This is a genomic window from Staphylococcus caseorum (assembly GCF_049943195.1).
Lineage (GTDB): Bacteria > Bacillota > Bacilli > Staphylococcales > Staphylococcaceae > Staphylococcus > Staphylococcus equorum_A.
This window is the reverse complement of record NZ_JBNFUA010000001.1, coordinates 942,553-959,100: the sequence shown is the minus strand read 5'-3', so window position 1 is coordinate 959,100 and position 16,548 is coordinate 942,553. Positions and strand designations below refer to the sequence as shown.

Annotated in this window: 15 protein-coding genes and 1 pseudogene; 14 read left to right on the top strand and 2 right to left on the bottom strand. The window is 31.2% G+C overall.

Going from position 1 to position 16,548, the window contains the following annotated elements:
• The first annotated feature begins 1 nt into the window (after position 1).
• Both ACP3TL_RS04975 and ACP3TL_RS04970 read left to right on the top strand, forming a co-directional pair.
• Positions 2 to 229 (top strand): non-oxidative hydroxyarylic acid decarboxylases subunit D, encoded by a 228-nt coding sequence (locus ACP3TL_RS04975; RefSeq protein WP_069815714.1) that lies wholly within the window; start codon positions 2 to 4, stop codon positions 227 to 229.
• A 20-nt stretch (positions 230 to 249) separates the two neighbouring features.
• Positions 250 to 705 (top strand): hypothetical protein, encoded by a 456-nt coding sequence (locus ACP3TL_RS04970; protein ID WP_069832142.1) that lies wholly within the window; start codon positions 250 to 252, stop codon positions 703 to 705.
• A gap of 238 nt (positions 706 to 943) precedes the next feature.
• Here the strand turns inward: ACP3TL_RS04970 and ACP3TL_RS04965 are convergent, their stop codons facing one another.
• Positions 944 to 2,035 carry a prephenate dehydrogenase gene (locus ACP3TL_RS04965; protein ID WP_069832141.1) on the bottom strand — a complete coding sequence of 364 codons (1,092 nt, stop codon included), beginning with the start codon at positions 2,033 to 2,035 and terminating at the stop codon, positions 944 to 946.
• 236 nt (positions 2,036 to 2,271) lie between these two features.
• On the opposite strand from ACP3TL_RS04965, the gene ACP3TL_RS04960 reads away from it, so the two are divergent.
• From ACP3TL_RS04960 to ACP3TL_RS04945, 4 genes are all read left to right on the top strand, one after another.
• Positions 2,272 to 3,204 (top strand): D-2-hydroxyacid dehydrogenase, encoded by a 933-nt coding sequence (locus ACP3TL_RS04960; RefSeq protein WP_069832140.1) that lies wholly within the window; start codon positions 2,272 to 2,274, stop codon positions 3,202 to 3,204.
• A 387-nt stretch (positions 3,205 to 3,591) separates the two neighbouring features.
• Positions 3,592 to 5,304, top strand: coding sequence for an ABC transporter ATP-binding protein (locus ACP3TL_RS04955; protein ID WP_081325269.1), 1,713 nt, complete (start codon positions 3,592 to 3,594; stop codon positions 5,302 to 5,304).
• 16 nt (positions 5,305 to 5,320) lie between these two features.
• Positions 5,321 to 5,578, top strand: coding sequence for a hypothetical protein (locus ACP3TL_RS04950; RefSeq protein WP_069832158.1), 258 nt, complete (start codon positions 5,321 to 5,323; stop codon positions 5,576 to 5,578).
• 574 nt (positions 5,579 to 6,152) lie between these two features.
• The gene (locus tag ACP3TL_RS04945; RefSeq protein ID WP_277575828.1) at positions 6,153 to 7,190 is read left to right on the top strand and encodes a M42 family metallopeptidase; all 1,038 of its coding nucleotides are present in this window, start codon (positions 6,153 to 6,155) and stop codon (positions 7,188 to 7,190) included.
• 178 nt (positions 7,191 to 7,368) lie between these two features.
• Here ACP3TL_RS04945 and ACP3TL_RS04940 read toward each other — a convergent pair whose 3' ends face one another.
• The gene (locus ACP3TL_RS04940; RefSeq protein WP_069832138.1) at positions 7,369 to 8,556 is read right to left on the bottom strand and encodes an MFS transporter; all 1,188 of its coding nucleotides are present in this window, start codon (positions 8,554 to 8,556) and stop codon (positions 7,369 to 7,371) included.
• 849 nt (positions 8,557 to 9,405) lie between these two features.
• Between ACP3TL_RS04940 and ACP3TL_RS04935 the strand changes: the two genes are divergently transcribed.
• From ACP3TL_RS04935 to trpA, 8 genes and pseudogenes are all read left to right on the top strand, one after another.
• Complete coding sequence (locus tag ACP3TL_RS04935) at positions 9,406 to 9,615, top strand: hypothetical protein (RefSeq protein WP_069832137.1); 210 nt, start codon at positions 9,406 to 9,408, stop codon at positions 9,613 to 9,615.
• Between the two features lie 529 nt (positions 9,616 to 10,144).
• Positions 10,145 to 11,551 carry an anthranilate synthase component I gene (locus ACP3TL_RS04930; RefSeq protein ID WP_069832136.1) on the top strand — a complete coding sequence of 469 codons (1,407 nt, stop codon included), beginning with the start codon at positions 10,145 to 10,147 and terminating at the stop codon, positions 11,549 to 11,551.
• A pseudogene (locus ACP3TL_RS04925) lies at positions 11,548 to 12,144 on the top strand (anthranilate synthase component II). The gene ACP3TL_RS04930 and the pseudogene ACP3TL_RS04925 overlap by 4 nt, the downstream one beginning before the upstream one ends.
• On the top strand, positions 12,113 to 13,129 hold the full coding sequence (trpD, locus tag ACP3TL_RS04920) for an anthranilate phosphoribosyltransferase (protein WP_069832134.1): 1,017 nt from the start codon (positions 12,113 to 12,115) through the stop codon (positions 13,127 to 13,129). Before ACP3TL_RS04925 ends, trpD begins: the two are co-directional and overlap by 32 nt.
• Positions 13,113 to 13,895 carry an indole-3-glycerol phosphate synthase TrpC gene (gene trpC / locus ACP3TL_RS04915; RefSeq protein WP_069832133.1) on the top strand — a complete coding sequence of 261 codons (783 nt, stop codon included), beginning with the start codon at positions 13,113 to 13,115 and terminating at the stop codon, positions 13,893 to 13,895. The genes trpD and trpC overlap by 17 nt, the downstream gene beginning before the upstream one ends.
• Complete coding sequence (locus ACP3TL_RS04910; RefSeq protein ID WP_069832132.1) at positions 13,892 to 14,527, top strand: phosphoribosylanthranilate isomerase; 636 nt, start codon at positions 13,892 to 13,894, stop codon at positions 14,525 to 14,527. Before trpC ends, ACP3TL_RS04910 begins: the two co-directional genes overlap by 4 nt.
• Entirely contained in the window at positions 14,524 to 15,738 is a 1,215-nt protein-coding gene (gene trpB, locus ACP3TL_RS04905) for a tryptophan synthase subunit beta (protein ID WP_069815690.1), read from the top strand. The genes ACP3TL_RS04910 and trpB overlap by 4 nt, the downstream gene beginning before the upstream one ends.
• On the top strand, positions 15,731 to 16,468 hold the full coding sequence (gene trpA, locus ACP3TL_RS04900) for a tryptophan synthase subunit alpha (RefSeq protein ID WP_069832131.1): 738 nt from the start codon (positions 15,731 to 15,733) through the stop codon (positions 16,466 to 16,468). Before trpB ends, trpA begins: the two co-directional genes overlap by 8 nt.
• Positions 16,469 to 16,548: the final 80 nt, after the last annotated feature.

The following is a 16,548-nucleotide window of genomic DNA, read 5'->3' as shown; positions in this document are numbered from 1 at the left end:
TATGATTTGTCCTAGATGTGATTCAAAAGAAGTAGAATTATTGACTAAAGCGCCTAAAGATGACGCTTGGGAAGTATATATTTGTAACACATGCACTTTTTCATGGAGAAACACTGAAGGTGAAAATATTACAAATCCTGAGAAATATGATTCTCGTTTTAAATTAAAACCAACTGAATTTGATAACTTAGCTCAAATTCCACCAATTCCTGATTTAACCAATAAATAAGTCAGAAAGGAGTGTGCGTAATGAAAATACCTGAACAAATTAAAAGTTTGTTAGATGGCAAATATTTAGATGAAAAAAAGGATATTGCTATGATGTTACAATCTATTACTAATGAGGGATATCCTCATACAGCAATGGTAAGTGTTGGTGAAGTTGTTGCCACAGACAGTGAGCATATTAGGATTGCTTTGTGGCCAAACACACAAACTGCAAATAGTTTATCTGAAATTGGTAAGGCGAGTCTTGTAATTGTCTACAATAATAAGGTTTTTTATTTTGAACTTGATACAAAATTATTGCCATCTATATCTAATGAAAAATTCTCAAGAATACGTTTTGATGCATTTACCAAAAATGTAAAAGAAGATAGAGCAAAATATGCAGATATTACTTCAGGTATAACTGTTGAAATACATGAATTTGAAGAGGTTCTCAAACGTTGGAAAATAACAATAAGCGAATTACTGAGTGTTTAAAATATATAAATTAACAGAGAAAAATTAGAACTATCTATTGTTGAAAGCGCAGATAAGTTTAGATTTTCAGATCAAAATTATTAACACAATTCATGCTTATCAGCACACATATTTAAAAGAGACTCCTGTTCGAACAGGAGTCTCTTAAGCATTTCAAAATAAAATTTCGGTTTAAATATAATTATTTCTTCGTTAATACTTCAAGTACAGCATTAACGAAGGTCACATACCGTTTTTACTAGGCTATATAAGTATCGAAATCGCTTAGTGCTACAGCACCTTTCTTGCGATCTTCTGGGTTTTTAAAACTAATACGTAATGCACCATAAATATCTTCGCGTACTTCTAAAATTCTTAGGTTGCTTATAGAAATATTATGTAAACTCAAGATATTTGTAACTTTGCTTATCATACCCGGTTTATCCGGAATATCCACATATAGATCATACTCAATAGATAGCGCGCCTTGTGATTTAACGGGTAGTTCATCACGATATATTTTAGCATCGTTATAAAAATCATATAAGTCATCAGAGCTATCACGCTCAATGAGAGCAATAACGTCTTCCATTTGAGTTTTCCAGTCATTTAAAATAGTTAAGATTGTGTTTTTATTTTCAATCGTAATGTCTCGCCACATAACAGGGCTACCACTCGCAATTCTTGTGATATCTCTAAAGCCACCAGCTGCAAGTGTTTTTATAAGTGTAGATTCATCAGCATGTTTGGCATTTAAATGTACCAAGCTCGAAGCAATGATGTGGGGGACATGACTTACAACACCCGTCACGAAATCATGCTCTTTTGGAGTTATAGAAATAAACTTCGCATCTGTAGTTTTGAGCAAACTTTGAATTTCTTCAAAAGCCGCGTCATTAGCCGATTCATCATGAACGAGTATATAAAATGCATTTTCAAATAAATGTTTTTTAGCATTTAATACACCTGTCTTATGACTACCAACCATAGGATGGCCACCAATCAAATGGATATCGTGAGATAAAAGAAGTTGTTCATATTGTTGGATGGTTGACTTTGTACTGCCAGTATCTGTAATAATCACATTCTTTTTCATATGATAGTTTGGTAATTCTTGTAAGTATTTTATTGTTTGTTGTACCGGTGTTGCGTAAATGATGATATCTGCACTTTCAACGCTCGATTTATAATCTGTCGATTGAAAATCAATAATACCTATAGATAAAGCTTTATCTAATTGAGAGGTATCTGCATCATAAGCTGTGATTTCTATATCATCATGATAATATCTTAAATTACTCGCTAGACTTCCGCCAATAAGACCTAAGCCAACGAAAAGTATTTGTTTCATTGTGCGAATCACCTCTATCAAAATTTTCAGAATAGTAACATTGTAAAGCAGCAAATGTTATTTCGCAATATGCCTAAACTCTGAAAATGAAGATTTAACTTACTAAGCAAGTTATAATTTTATGAATTGAGATATACTTTGTATGATGAAATGGTATGAGATAATTCAATAAAGATTTATATATGAAAGAATAAAACCGAAATAAAAATCATTTAAATTATACAGGAGTGGTGAAATTGAATATACAAAATATTTTGATTGCTGGTCAATATGAATCTGCTTTTCAGCAATATTTGTTGCATTTAGAAAATTATCATTTGCGTTTTCAATCGATTGATATGATTTCAGAAGGTGATATGGAATGGGCGGATGCTTATGTAGGCTTTGCTCCTAGTAAAGCATTTCATCCTTCTAAGGTAAATTGGGTCCATGCATTTAATGCAGGCGTAAATAATTTTTTAGCAATAGATGGTTGGAAGAAATCAAATACGGTATTAACTCGAACTGTGAGTGACTTTGGAGAAAAAATGAGTGAATATTGTTTGAGTTATATATTAAAAGACTTGCAACATCATAAATTATTTCAATCACAACAAAAAGATAAGCTCTGGTCATGCGAAACACCCGCTGCCTTGAAAGATCAAACGATAACGATATTCGGCACTGGTGAAACCGGAAAAGTAATAGCAAAAGTTTTATCGTCATTTGGCACAACTGTATACGGTGTTTCAAGTAGTGGCGAAAACAAAAGGTATTTTAAACAAGTAAATACGTTAGAAACATCCAAACCATTGATTGAACAATCGGATTATATTATTAGTACCTTACCGTTAACACAACAAACTGAAAAACTATTTAATGAACAAATCTTTAGTTATTTAAATAATGCTTATTTTATAAATGTTGGTAGAGGACAGGGTGTTGATACAAATCATCTTATAAAGGCACTAGATACTGGAAAAGTCAGACATGCAGTATTAGATGTCTTTGAGTCAGAACCATTACCAAAATCATCAGAGTTATGGCACAGGGAAGATGTTACGATAACACCACATATTTCAGCATTAACAGATTTAGATGATGCTATTTCATGCTTCTGTAATACATTAGAGTATTTAGAGAGAGATAAAACATTATCAAATCAAGTAGACTTCAGTAGAGGTTATTAAACTGTAATAAAAATATAAGTTATTTGTGTTTTAAATGTACAAAGTATGATTTTTTTACTATCTTTGATCGCAATAAAGTTTCATATTAAAAGCAAAGGCGTCTTTTATGAATTAAGACTATTAATTTATAACATTCTTCAAAAAACACTTTTTTCAAAAAATGATATTGTATAATTGGAATAAGAAGATAGTGGAGACAAACTGTTATGGGAAAATCACAAAATATTAAGGATGGTTATAGTCAGATTTCGAAAAAATAAAGAAAGGGGGAAATTATTTAGACAAGAACAACTTTTTGATAAGGGAGCAAGGTGTTTGTTTTGTAATAGCTTTGTGTTTCATGTTTAAAGATCATGTTAAGTTGTTTGATCTAATCATGTGATAAAAATGAAAATAACTAATTTAATAAGATTAGCCTCAATTTCAAAAAAGTTATTTGCATTAAGTTTAATAATATCGATCATATCAACACTGTTAGGTTTAATAATGCCTATATATTTAAAAACAATAATAGACCAATTTCAAAGGACGGGATTGGAGTCTTTAGATATAATTTTAATTATAGTTTTATTTATAAGTAGCGCAATCTTAGGATCAATTTCCTTATATTTATTTAAATATATTGGTAGTAAATCTATGTTAAAAATTAGAAGTCGTATTTGGGAAAATGTTTTAAAATTAGATTTAGCGACTATTTATAAATATGAAAGTGGAGAAATAATTAGTAGACTTAAAAATGATATTGAAGAACTAAATTATTTTTTGACTAATACCATACCCAATGCACTAAATTATTCTTTAACCTTTTTAGGTGCACTCATTATGTTATTTATTTTGGACTATAAAATCATGTTTATAACTGTTGCAATTATCCCAATGGTTTGCTTAATAATATTCCCGATCGGAAATATTACATATAAACTCTCTTTAAAACTTCAAGATCAATTATCAATTTTTACGTCTAAGTTAAATAACGTTTTGACGAATATAAAGTTGGTGAAAGCTTATACATTTGAATTCTATGAGTATAAAAGGATTAATAAAATAATGGAGAAAATACTTGAAGTAGAGTTGAAAGATGCAAAGGTAAAGGCTGTCATAGCACCAATCATGTCATTGGTTACAATAGGAACGATATTATTCATTGTAGGATATGCAACATTTAGAATCAGTAATGGCACACTTAGTACAGGTACATTTATCGCAATATTGTATTATGTATTACAAATGATCCCAGCTATTATTTCATTTACAACTTTATACAATGAAGTGCAAAAAGTAAGAGGTGCCAATGAAAAAATTAATGAGCTGTTATCTGTTGATAATTTAGAAACCGAAAAAATATTGTTTCATGAGGTTCAATTAGATTTACAAGAATTGAAAATCAGAAATATGACTTTTAAATTTGATAAAACTCCTATACTAAAAAATATTAATTTAACAATAAAACCAGGAGAGACAATTGCTATCGTTGGACCATCAGGTTCAGGTAAATCAACACTTTTTGATTTGATTTTAGGTATTTATAAAGATTACGCAGGTGAAATCATTTATGGTGATAAAAATATAAAAGATATTAATATAATTGATTGGAGAAACACCATAAGTTATGTACCTCAAGAAAACAATATAATGAGCGGGACCATATTAGATAACATTATTTATGGTAAAAAAAGTATAGTGTGTTTTGATGCAATTCAGACTATTTGTAATAAATCAGATTTAATACAAACAGTTAACAACTCTCCCAAAAACTTTTTGACTGCAACAGGTGAAAATGGAATATTTTTATCTGGAGGACAAAGACAAAGAATTGCGTTATCAAGAGCTATGATGAAAGACAGTAATATTTTCTTGTTAGATGAATTTTCATCCAATTTGGATAGTCAAACTGAAAATATTTTGGTAGCTAATATTACTAAATTTATGAGAAATAAAACTTGTTTAATTATAGCTCACAGAATGTCGACAATAAAAAATGTAGATAGAATCGTATTCATGGAAAATGGCTCTATAACTGGTTTAGGAAGCCATCATGAATTATATAATTCCCATAAGTTATATAAACTTTTTATTGATAGTCAAAATCGTTTTAAATAACGGAGGTATGATATTCATGGAAATTATAATGGAACTTTATATGGTTATAAAAGAAGAAACCAAAAAATACTTTTTAGTTAAAAAAGTAAAAAAGAAATTCAAAAAAATAGCTCAAATAAATACGGGTTTAAATAATTTATATCATGATAATAAAGAATGGTTCGAAAATGATGAGAAAATCATAGATAAAATCTTGGAAGTAGACATAAACAATCAAAGTGAACTGAACAAGCTGCAAGCATTTTTAGAAAGTTACTTAAAGCAGAATATATGATGAAAGTAGCAATATTAGATACAGGTATTGATGGCTACCATGATAGGTTAATAGTTTATATTAATTTTTAAAATTGAAAAACTTTAAGTCCACGAGTATAAAATACATAAACTTTTTTATACTGAATATTGTAATGAGTCTTTAATTATTTATTATCAAGACTCATTTTTTAATATTCTTATAAAGATGATCTTTAACCAAGCTATACACAAGATAAATGATTACCCAAGTTAGGATAGCAAAATAAGCAAATATAATTATAATATTTTCATCACTGTTACCATTAAACCATTTTATCAAAGTCACTATACTTCTTATAAACAAAGCCCACATAAGTATATTTAAAATTAATTTTTACAAAATAATTCAGCCACCTTATTATGAGATATAATTCGTTAAAAAATTTATAATAAATCCTAAATAATGTAAATCAATTTCAAAGCTTTTTATACTATTTATGTAAAAATTTTTGAGTTTAGCATGACTGTTATCAAATAGGAATTTCTATTCGGAATCTTACCAATTTTAGAAAATAACAGTTAAACTAAAGATATACATATAAGGAGGGGATAGTATGACAGAATCCATTTTTACGACAATTCAAGCATTAACGAATATTAATAGTCCTTCAGGGCATGCAGAAAAGGCAGTTAAATACGTTAAAGATGAAGTTGGAAAGTTAGGTTATACAACTCATATTACTAACAAAGGTGCGTTGATTATTACTGTAGAAGGTGAGAATGATCAAGACCATAAATGTATTACAGCCCATGTAGATACATTAGGTGCAATGGTAAAAGAAATTAAAGAAGATGGCCGTTTAGCATTAGATTTAATTGGTGGCTTTAGTTATAACGCAATAGAAGGGGAATATTGCGAAATTGAAACATCTGTAGGACAAACTTACACAGGGACAATATGTCTACATGAAACAAGCGTACATGTATATCGTAATAATGATAATGAGCCTAGAAACATAGACCATATGGAAGTAAGATTAGATGAAAAGGTGAATACAAAAGCAGATACAGAACAATTAGGTATCGAGGTAGGAGATTTTATAAGTTTTGATCCTAGAACACAAATCACATCTTCGGGTTTTATAAAATCACGTCATTTAGATGACAAAGCAAGTGTTGCCATGATTATAGAGTTTTTAAAAGCAGTTAAAAAAGAAAATCTCAAATTACCACATACGATTCAATTTTACATTTCTAATAATGAAGAAATAGGCTATGGTGCCAATGCTTCAATTTCATCAAATATTGTTGAGTTTATTGCATTCGATATGGGTGCTTTAGGGGACGGTCAATCTTCAGATGAATATACGGTTTCTATCTGTGCTAAAGATGCATCAGGTCCATATCATAAGGCATTACGTGAACAACTCGTCAATTTATGTAAAACAAATAAAATCCCATACAAAGTTGATATTTATCCATATTATGGTTCTGATGCTTCAGCAGCATTAAAAGCAGGCGCAGATATAAAACATGGCTTATTCGGTGCAGGTATCGAATCATCACATGCACTAGAACGTACGCATATTGATTCATTAAAAGCGACACAAGCATTGTTACATGCTTATTGTTTAGCACCGATTCAATCATAAATATATTGAAACCTAGATTATCTATTTAATTTTGTAATGCTACTATATACGATGTTATAATATAAATAACAAAGATATTTGCATTTTATGCACCAAGCCCCTCGCTACCATTAATAGCGAGGGGCTTTTTGTAATGCTATAAATAAGAGATGGTGCATTCAATTATACTAAAAATAGACTATGGGTTTATATTAGGTCTTCGTTTAATGTTTTCAACTAGATTTTTCAAATATAGAGTGAATGGTATGAGGAGAACTAAAACGGAAATGATAAAAGTAATATTATATCCTGTTTTGGCTATTATATAACCAAATATAATACCTGATAAAATTTCTCCAATTGCACCAGAGGCACCATTCAATGAAAATATCGTAGCCATACTTGATGTTTTATCTGCCATTTCTTGATTCAAGATATTGCTGATTAAGGTATTCATAAGATCATCAACGATAGTAACTAATGAAATACTTATTATAGAAACTAACTTTCTTCCTAATATGAGTAATGCTATAAATATCATAGTTACAAATATGATTAAAGCATTGTAAGTTTCAGGTGATTTATTAAAATGAGAATCAAATTTTGAAAATAACTGTAAAACTAATAATAAAATTATTCCACCAAAAGTAGTTATTAAACCAAAAAACATTTCATTTATCCCTATATATTGAAAATACGGTTGCCAATATCTATCAATTGTATCTATCACAAAGGCAAAGAAAAAACTGGCTATAATGATATTAAAGGCTCTTCTATTGTTAATCATAACGATTGTTGCATCTTTTATAATTGATAGTATAGGGTATTGCTGTTGTTTATGCTTTTTAGTAGGAAGTTTGTCATTTTTAATACAGATAATTAAATAAAGTACTAATATTATAGAGATAGTTCCAGCTAAGATAAAAGGTAAGTAATTATTAATTTTATAGAAAAAGCCTGATAATGGAGATATCACTATTATAGACAAAATAAAAATTTTTGTGCTATTAAACATATATTTAGAAAAGTTAATTTCTCCCACAGAATAGCTGAGCCATGATTCGAAAGTTCCAGAAAACATAGTTTCAGATAGAGTCCAAGTCAATAGTATAATTATTAGAATTAATATATTTGACGAAAACGGAAAAAATAACCAAGTTAATGAAAGACAAGTACATGAAATAATTAAATTGAATCTCACACCAAATTTATCTGCAATTGCACCTGAAGGTATTTCAAAAAGAAATTTCATGATTTCAAAAATTGTTCCTATAATCCCAATAAAAAACAAATTATAACCACAGTTAAATAGGAATAGTATCCAAATAGGAGCATAAAATCCTATAATAATTCCCCGTAAAAGTGAGATTATATAAAATGAGCTCATTAGAAATTATACAACTCCTTTATGTATGTAGCATTTTTCTTTTTATTACTAAACATTTTTTATAATAATTCAGCATTATTAACCGTTATTTTTCATTATATTGACGACTTTTTTATTACATAAGCTTTTCTTATACCACTAGGACGTACTAAATATTAATCAAATATCAATGTTTTATTGAACAATGAAACCTAATTATGGTGTAAAACTACAACGCTATCGTACGTCTACCTGTAAATATCATCATTATTAAGATTAAAAGAGAATTTAGATTTAATATTAGAAAGCTAGTCTTCTTCAAAGCGTCTTTGATATTCTTTCTTAGTACATTTAATAATTTATGACTTCTCTGTCTTCTATACTTATTCTAAGGACAAAGATTTAGGTGCTTCGTTAGTGACTTCGTAACTATTACTTTCTAGTTGTTGTATATGTATCTAATACTTCGAAATTATAAAGTGATGTATCGAACACTATAATTATATTATATTTTAAAAAATTTATGTCAATATATTATAATGCATTGAAAATTAGATGATATGTGCATAACTACTAAAATAAATATTTTCTCTTGTTTAGCAGCTTCAATTTAATTTTGCAATTTTACTATATACGATGTTATAATATATTTAACAAGAGTTTCGTGCATTGAATGCACCAACCCCCTCGCTACCACTAATAGCGAGGGGTTTTTTTGGTTCGGATTCATAGATAATAAACCATTGATTTTCATATAAAATATCACAAAATAGTAATGGAAATTCAGCAGATTATATGTACAAAGATGATAAGTTATGATAAAAATAAGCGTGAATATTATCTTTATTTTCTAAGTAAGGGGGATATCTAATGAAAAAAACACTAGGCTTAAACCTTTTGTTTTTAATATTATTCATCATTTTTGCTACAGCATTTTTCACTAACTTTTTTGGTAGTCTGACGATATGTGTCATTATTATTGCGCCTGTTTTAATGCTAGTCATTGGCGGCTATGTATTCAAAACCAACTTCAACAAGTATAACCAAAATGATTTCAACAATAATCATCGTTTAAAGTAAAATAGTAATTAAGATAAATTCAAATGTTGACAAATTGAAAATATCCTTGTAGCATACTAGGTAATTACTTTTCGCAACTTAGGTTGCCATTTGAAAGATGACGTAGCATATATGACATGTAGTAAGAAGAAAGCTAATGGTTGATGGAAATTAGCACTGCATATAATGTGAATTGGGCTTTTAGATGTAATTAAAAATTATAATATTTAAAGTGAACAAATAATTTGTTAACTAAGGTGGCACCACGGTAACGCGTCCTTACAGATATGCGTTAGTGTGGTGTTTTTTATATACCAAAAAATAAGAAAGCAAAATGAAGTAAGTGATGTAAAGGTAACAAGCAGAAAGTTAGTGGTTGATGGAAACTAACACCTACATATACTGAAATTGGGTTTTGTTGGATAACAAATGAATAAATCAATGAGAGAGTAGATTAAAGCAAGTATATCTACTAATTTAGGTGGTACCGCGCGTCAGCGTCCTTAACAATGTTTAAGGATGCTGATTTTTTTATGAGGAGGAAAATAAAATGAAAGTGCAATATCAAAGATTAAATGCAGAGGTAACACCAGAAGCGTTAGCGAGATTGAAAGAAAATAAAATCGTATTAGAGAGTTCAGAACAATCGAAACTAAAAGGGCGTTATTCTATAGTGATTTTCGATACTTACGGTTCAATCACGTTGGATAATGAAACAATGACTGTATGTACACCAGAAGAAAACAGAGTAGAACATGAGCAACCTTATAAAAAAATGAAAGATTTAATTGATCAATATAAAGCAGAAATTGAAGACGAAGCATTAGCGTTATTACCTTTTATTTCTGGTTTTGTAGGATCATGTAGTTTTGATTTAGTAAGACATGAATTCCCAGTACTAAAACAAATCAATCTTGAAGATCATCCGCAACATGATGCTAAGTTTCATATGGTTGAAGATGCATATATATTTGATCATTACAAAGAGCATTTATACGTTATTGCAACGAACTTGTTTTCAAAAGAAAATGATGAACAATTAAAAGCGCGCGTGGCTAAACGTGTAGAAGAATTAAAACAAATTACGATTTATCCATCTGAGCTTGAACATACAGCTATAGAAAAAGAGATTAAATCAAATATTGCACCAGAACAATTTATTAATACAATTAGCAAAATGAAGTCACTCATTCAACAAGGTGATATGTTCCAAGTTGTACCATCTATCGTTTATAGTTACGAACATCACTTTGGTCAACAATTACAAGCTATGTCTTATCAACTTTACCAAAATTTAAAACGTCAAAATCCAAGTCCATATATGTATTACTTGAATATGGATCAGCCGATTGTCGTTGGTAGTTCACCGGAAAGTTTTGTAAAAGTAAAAGGGCAAACCGTAGTGACTAATCCAATTGCTGGAACGATAAAAAGAGGCGCTACTGAAGAAGAAGACCAAGTAAACGAAGCCAGTTTAAAAAACGATGAAAAAGAATTAAGCGAACACAGTATGCTTGTTGATTTGGGTAGAAATGATATCCATCGTGTAAGTGAAACAGGGACTTCGATAATCGGTAAATTAATGACAATTGAACGTTATGAACATGTGATGCATATCGTCAGTGAAGTTACTGGAAAGCTTAAAGACAATTATTCACCTATGACAGTGATTGCGAGTTTATTACCTACAGGTACTGTATCAGGCGCACCTAAGCTAAGAGCGATTCAACGTATCTATGAAGTGCAACCACAAAAACGTGGCGTATACAGTGGCGGTATTGGTTATATCAATTGTAACCACGACTTAGATTTCGCATTAGCGATTCGTACAATGATGATTGATGACACGCACATTAACGTAGAAGCAGGTTGTGGTGTGGTGTATGATTCAATTCCAGAAAAAGAACTTGAAGAGACAAAATTAAAAGCTAAAAGCTTATTGGAGGTGTCACCATGATACTTATAGTTGATAATTATGATTCATTTACTTATAACTTAGTAGATATGATTGCACAGAAAGAAGCAGTGATAGTTAAATATCCGGATGACCCATCTATATAAAATCTGGATATTGACGGTGTTATTATTTCACCTGGTCCAGGTCATCCATTAGATACAGATGATTTGATGCAAATCATTGATCATTATAAAAATAAACCGATTTTAGGCGTTTGCTTAGGGTCGCAAGCATTGACTTGTTATCATGGCGGCGATGTCATCCAATGTGATTATATAAAACATGGTAAAAAAGACCAAATGCGTATCACAAAAGAAACTTTGTTATACACTGATATTCCAGAATATTCAGAAATTATGCGATACCATTCATTGATGAGTAATCCTCAAACATTACCTGAAACATTAACAATAACGGCACAAACAGAAGATTGCATACAGTCATTTGAACACACACAATTGTTACATTATGGGATTCAATATCATCCCGAGTCATTTGCTACGGCACATGGTAAACAAATCATTAATAACTTTTTAAACATAATGAAGGAGGTAACAGAGGATGGAGCTACAAACACAGTTAAAACAATATAAACCACTTAACCAAACACAAATGAATGAATTTATAGAATTACTTATTTCTAAAAATTTAGAAGACAACGTAAAAATTGAGTTACTCGAAACGTTTTCTGAAAAAGAAACTACGCAAGAGGAGTTAACTTATATATCAAATAGTTTAATTCATTCTATGTATCGTGAACAACCGTACTATCCTAATGCTATGTGTGTTTGTGGCACGGGTGGAGATAAATCAAATAGTTTTAATATCTCTACAACCGTATCTTTTGTTATCGCTAGTGCAAGTGTACCCGTAATTAAGCATGGTAATAAGAGTGTCACTTCATCATCTGGAAGCACGGATTTGTTAAATGCAATGGCTATCAAATCAAGCACTGTTGAAGATACACCAAAACAATTAGACGATAATGGATTGGTCTTTTTAAATGCTACTGAAACATATCCGATAATGAAAAATATTCAACCTATCAGAAAAGGTATCAGCAATCCAACAATATTTAATATTACTGGTCCAATCATTAACCCTTTTAAATTGGATTATCAAGTCATGGGTGTTTACGAAACATCAAAATTAGAAAAAATTGCACAAACCTTAGCAGATTTAGGACGTAAAAAAGCAATCGTTGTATACGGTGCAAATGGTATGGATGAAGCTACATTATCTGGCGACAATATTATTTATGAAGTAACAGCAAATGAAGAAATTAAACACTATACGCTGAATGCAACAGATGTAGGCTTAGATTATGCGCCAAACGAAGCACTTGTTGGAGGTACACCACAAGAGAACTTAGAAATCACGAAACATATATTAAATGGAACAGATCGTAGTGCTAAGAGAGATGTTGTTATCTTGAACGCAGGCATCGCACTCTATGTAGCAGAAAAAGCTGAAACAATAGAAGCTGGTGTGAAAGCAGCACAATCATTAATAGAAAGTGGCAAAGCTTTAACGCAATATAATAAAATGGGAGGCAAAACGTATGACTATATTGGATGAGATTGTAACATATAAAAGAGGTTTACTAGAGCAGGGCTATTATGAAGATAAATTATCAACACTAGAAGCAGTGGATATTTCACATAAAAAAACATTCCAATCACATTTAGATGATTCAAATCAACTTGGAGTGATTGCTGAAATTAAATCTAAAAGTCCGACGCTTGATGGATTACCAACAAGAGACTTAGCGCAACAAGTGAAAGATTACGAAACTCATGGTGCGAATGCAGTTTCTATATTAACGGATGAGCACTATTTTGGTGGTAGCTACGAACGTTTACAAGCATTAACAACAGAAACATCATTGCCAGTATTGTGTAAAGATTTTGTAGTAGATCCGATTCAAATTGATGTTGCTAAAAAAGCAGGCGCTTCGATAATATTACTTATCGTTAACGTTTTGACCGATCCAGAATTAAGAGAATTATATAAATACGCTACATCGCAAAATTTAGAAGTGCTCGTAGAAGTTCATGATAAAGAAGAATTAGCACGTGCCTATAAACTAGACCCAAAAATTATTGGTGTGAATAATAGAGACTTGAAGCGTTTCATTACAAATGTTTTGCATACAAATGAGATTTTAGAAGATAAAAAACCGGGTTATTACTATATTTCAGAAAGTGGTATCAAAGATGAGCAAGATGTTCAAAATATCGTTGATTCGGGTATAGATGGTTTATTAATTGGTGAATCATTAATGAAATGTGATGACTTAAGTCAATTTTTACCAGGTCTAAAATTAGACAAGGTGCAACGATGAAGTTAAAGTTTTGTGGCTTCCGCACATTAGCCGATGTAAACAAAGCAAAAGACTTAAATATTGATGCGATGGGATTTATTCATTTTCCAAAGAGTAAAAGATATGTAGATATTCAAACCATCAAACAATTGGCTGAAGTTATACCTGATGATAAAGAAAAAGTAGTCATCGTTGTCGATCCAGATTATGACACGATTACCAATTTGATAGTGCAGACGCAGATTTCAACAATTCAACTCCATGGTAATGAACCGTTAGAAATTGTAGATTTTATCAAGAAAAGTAATACGAACATTAAAGTTATCAAAGCCTTACCCGCAACAGACCAACAAACATTAACGACAGCTATTGATTACTATAAAGATGCTATTGATATGTTTATTATTGATACACCATCGAAGTCTTATGGTGGTACAGGTGAAGTATATGATTGGGAAATGTTAGAAACAATCAACGATGTTAACTATTTAATTGCAGGCGGTATGAATTACGACAATATACAAGCTGTAGCATCTTTAGGTTTAGCACATCAAGGCTATGATATCGCTAGTGGCATAGAAACAAATAATGAAAAAGATATGGAAAAAATGACAGCAATTATTAAACTCGTAAAAGGAGCAAATGAATTATGAATAAAAACATACAAACAGAAGCAGATGAATTTGGTTTCTTCGGTGCTTATGGTGGTCAATATGTACCAGAAACGTTAATGCCAGCAATTCAAGAATTGAAAAAAGCTTACCAAGAAGCAAAAGCGGACCCGAAATTTCAAGAAGAATTAGATGGTTACCTTAAAGACTACGTAGGTCGAGAAACGCCATTGACATATGCTGACTCATATACAGAAGCACTTGGTGGCGCAAAAATTTATTTGAAACGTGAAGATTTAAATCATACAGGCGCCCACAAAATAAACAACGCATTAGGACAAGCACTATTAGCGAAAAGAATGGGTAAAAATAAACTTGTTGCTGAAACAGGCGCGGGTCAACATGGTGTTGCGAGTGCGACGGTTGCTGCATTATTTGATATGGAACTCGTAGTATTTATGGGTGAAGAAGACATTAAAAGACAATCTTTAAACGTATTTAGAATGGAATTGTTAGGTGCGAAAGTTGAATCTGTAACTGAAGGCCAAGGAACGTTATCAGACGCGGTTAATAAAGCATTACAATACTGGGTAAGTCATGTAGATGATACGCATTATTTATTAGGTTCAGCTTTAGGACCAGATCCATTTCCAACTATTGTAAGGGATTTACAAAAAATCATAGGTACAGAAATAAAAGCACAAATTCAAGAAAAAGAAGGACGCTTACCAGATGCAATTGTAGCTTGTGTTGGTGGTGGATCTAATGCCATTGGTACATTCTACCCATTCGTTCAAGATGATGTGAAATTATATGGTGTGGAAGCTGCAGGTGAAGGTTATGACACGGATAGACATGCACTAGCGATTAACAAAGGTAAAGAAGGCGTATTGCACGGTACTAAAATGTATCTTATTCAAGATGAAAATGGTCAAATTCAACAAGCACATTCTATATCTGCAGGTTTAGATTATCCTGGTGTTGGACCAGAACATTCGTATTATCACGATATAGGTAGAGTGAAGTTCGCCACTGCAAGTGACAAACAAGCGATGGATGCTTTAGTTAGATTTACAAAAGCTGAAGGTATTATTCCAGCTATTGAAAGTGCACACGCATTAAGCTATGTAGAAACGTTAGCACCAACGATGGGCAAAGATGAAATTCTTGTTGTTACAGTTTCAGGACGTGGCGATAAAGATATGGAAACAATTAGAAATTATATGAAAGAAGACGGTGATTCTAATGCGTAAACTATTCCTTCCATATATTATGGGTAATAAATCTTTTATTGAAAATCTTAAGACCGTCAGTGATGCAGGTGCTGATATTGTTGAAGTAGGCGTACCATTTTCAGACCCAGTGGCTGATGGACCAGTCATTATGGACGCTGGTAGCAAAGCCATAGAAGAGGGCGTCAATATTCAGTATATTTTAGATCAACTTACTGAACATCGTGATTCAATATCAAGTAAATATGTATTAATGACTTATTATAATATTATTAATTTTTACGGAGAAGATGCATTTTTTAAAGCTTGTGAAAAAGCAGGTGTCTACGGTTTAATTATTCCTGATTTGCCACATGAACTAGTGCAACAATTAAAAGAACGCCATCCTGACAGAAAAGTGAATATTATTTCACTCATCGCTATGACGACGTCTGAAGAACGTAGTAATCAAATCGCTCAAGATGCGGAAGGATTTATTTATACAGTAACAATGAATGCGACAACAGGGGAAAATGGTAAGTTCCATCCTGAACTTAAAGATAGAATTAAGCATATAAAATCAATTTCTAATGTGCCTGTCGTTGCAGGTTTTGGTATTCGTACACCAGAACATGTGTCAGATATCATAGAAGCTTCAGATGGTGTCGTTATAGGTAGTGAAATTGTTAAACGATTAGAGAAAGATCCAAAAGCAGACACAGTTAGTTATTTTAATTCAATTAGAAATGCACTCGATAGAAAAAGTGAATAAAGCATTGTGTGTGTAAGAGGTTAGAATTATGGGTACGCTATTAAGAGAGAATATATTTTTGAGGTGCATAGCATGCAATT

Bases quoted from the DNA above. Each gene is read 5' to 3' on its own strand.
- ACP3TL_RS04975 (WP_069815714.1), top strand. From the start codon at position 2: ATGATTTGTCCTAGATGTGATTCAAAAGAAGTAGAATTATTGACTAAA.
- ACP3TL_RS04970 (WP_069832142.1), top strand. From the start codon at position 250: ATGAAAATACCTGAACAAATTAAAAGTTTGTTAGATGGCAAATATTTA.
- ACP3TL_RS04965 (WP_069832141.1), bottom strand. From the start codon at position 2,035: ATGAAACAAATACTTTTCGTTGGCTTAGGTCTTATTGGCGGAAGTCTA.
- ACP3TL_RS04955 (WP_081325269.1), top strand. From the start codon at position 3,592: ATGAAAATAACTAATTTAATAAGATTAGCCTCAATTTCAAAAAAGTTA.
- ACP3TL_RS04950 (WP_069832158.1), top strand. From the start codon at position 5,321: ATGGAAATTATAATGGAACTTTATATGGTTATAAAAGAAGAAACCAAA.
- ACP3TL_RS04945 (WP_277575828.1), top strand. From the start codon at position 6,153: ATGACAGAATCCATTTTTACGACAATTCAAGCATTAACGAATATTAAT.
- ACP3TL_RS04940 (WP_069832138.1), bottom strand. From the start codon at position 8,556: ATGAGCTCATTTTATATAATCTCACTTTTACGGGGAATTATTATAGGA.
- ACP3TL_RS04935 (WP_069832137.1), top strand. From the start codon at position 9,406: ATGAAAAAAACACTAGGCTTAAACCTTTTGTTTTTAATATTATTCATC.
- ACP3TL_RS04930 (WP_069832136.1), top strand. From the start codon at position 10,145: ATGAAAGTGCAATATCAAAGATTAAATGCAGAGGTAACACCAGAAGCG.
- trpD (WP_069832134.1), top strand. From the start codon at position 12,113: ATGGAGCTACAAACACAGTTAAAACAATATAAACCACTTAACCAAACA.
- trpC (WP_069832133.1), top strand. From the start codon at position 13,113: ATGACTATATTGGATGAGATTGTAACATATAAAAGAGGTTTACTAGAG.
- ACP3TL_RS04910 (WP_069832132.1), top strand. From the start codon at position 13,892: ATGAAGTTAAAGTTTTGTGGCTTCCGCACATTAGCCGATGTAAACAAA.
- trpB (WP_069815690.1), top strand. From the start codon at position 14,524: ATGAATAAAAACATACAAACAGAAGCAGATGAATTTGGTTTCTTCGGT.
- trpA (WP_069832131.1), top strand. From the start codon at position 15,731: ATGCGTAAACTATTCCTTCCATATATTATGGGTAATAAATCTTTTATT.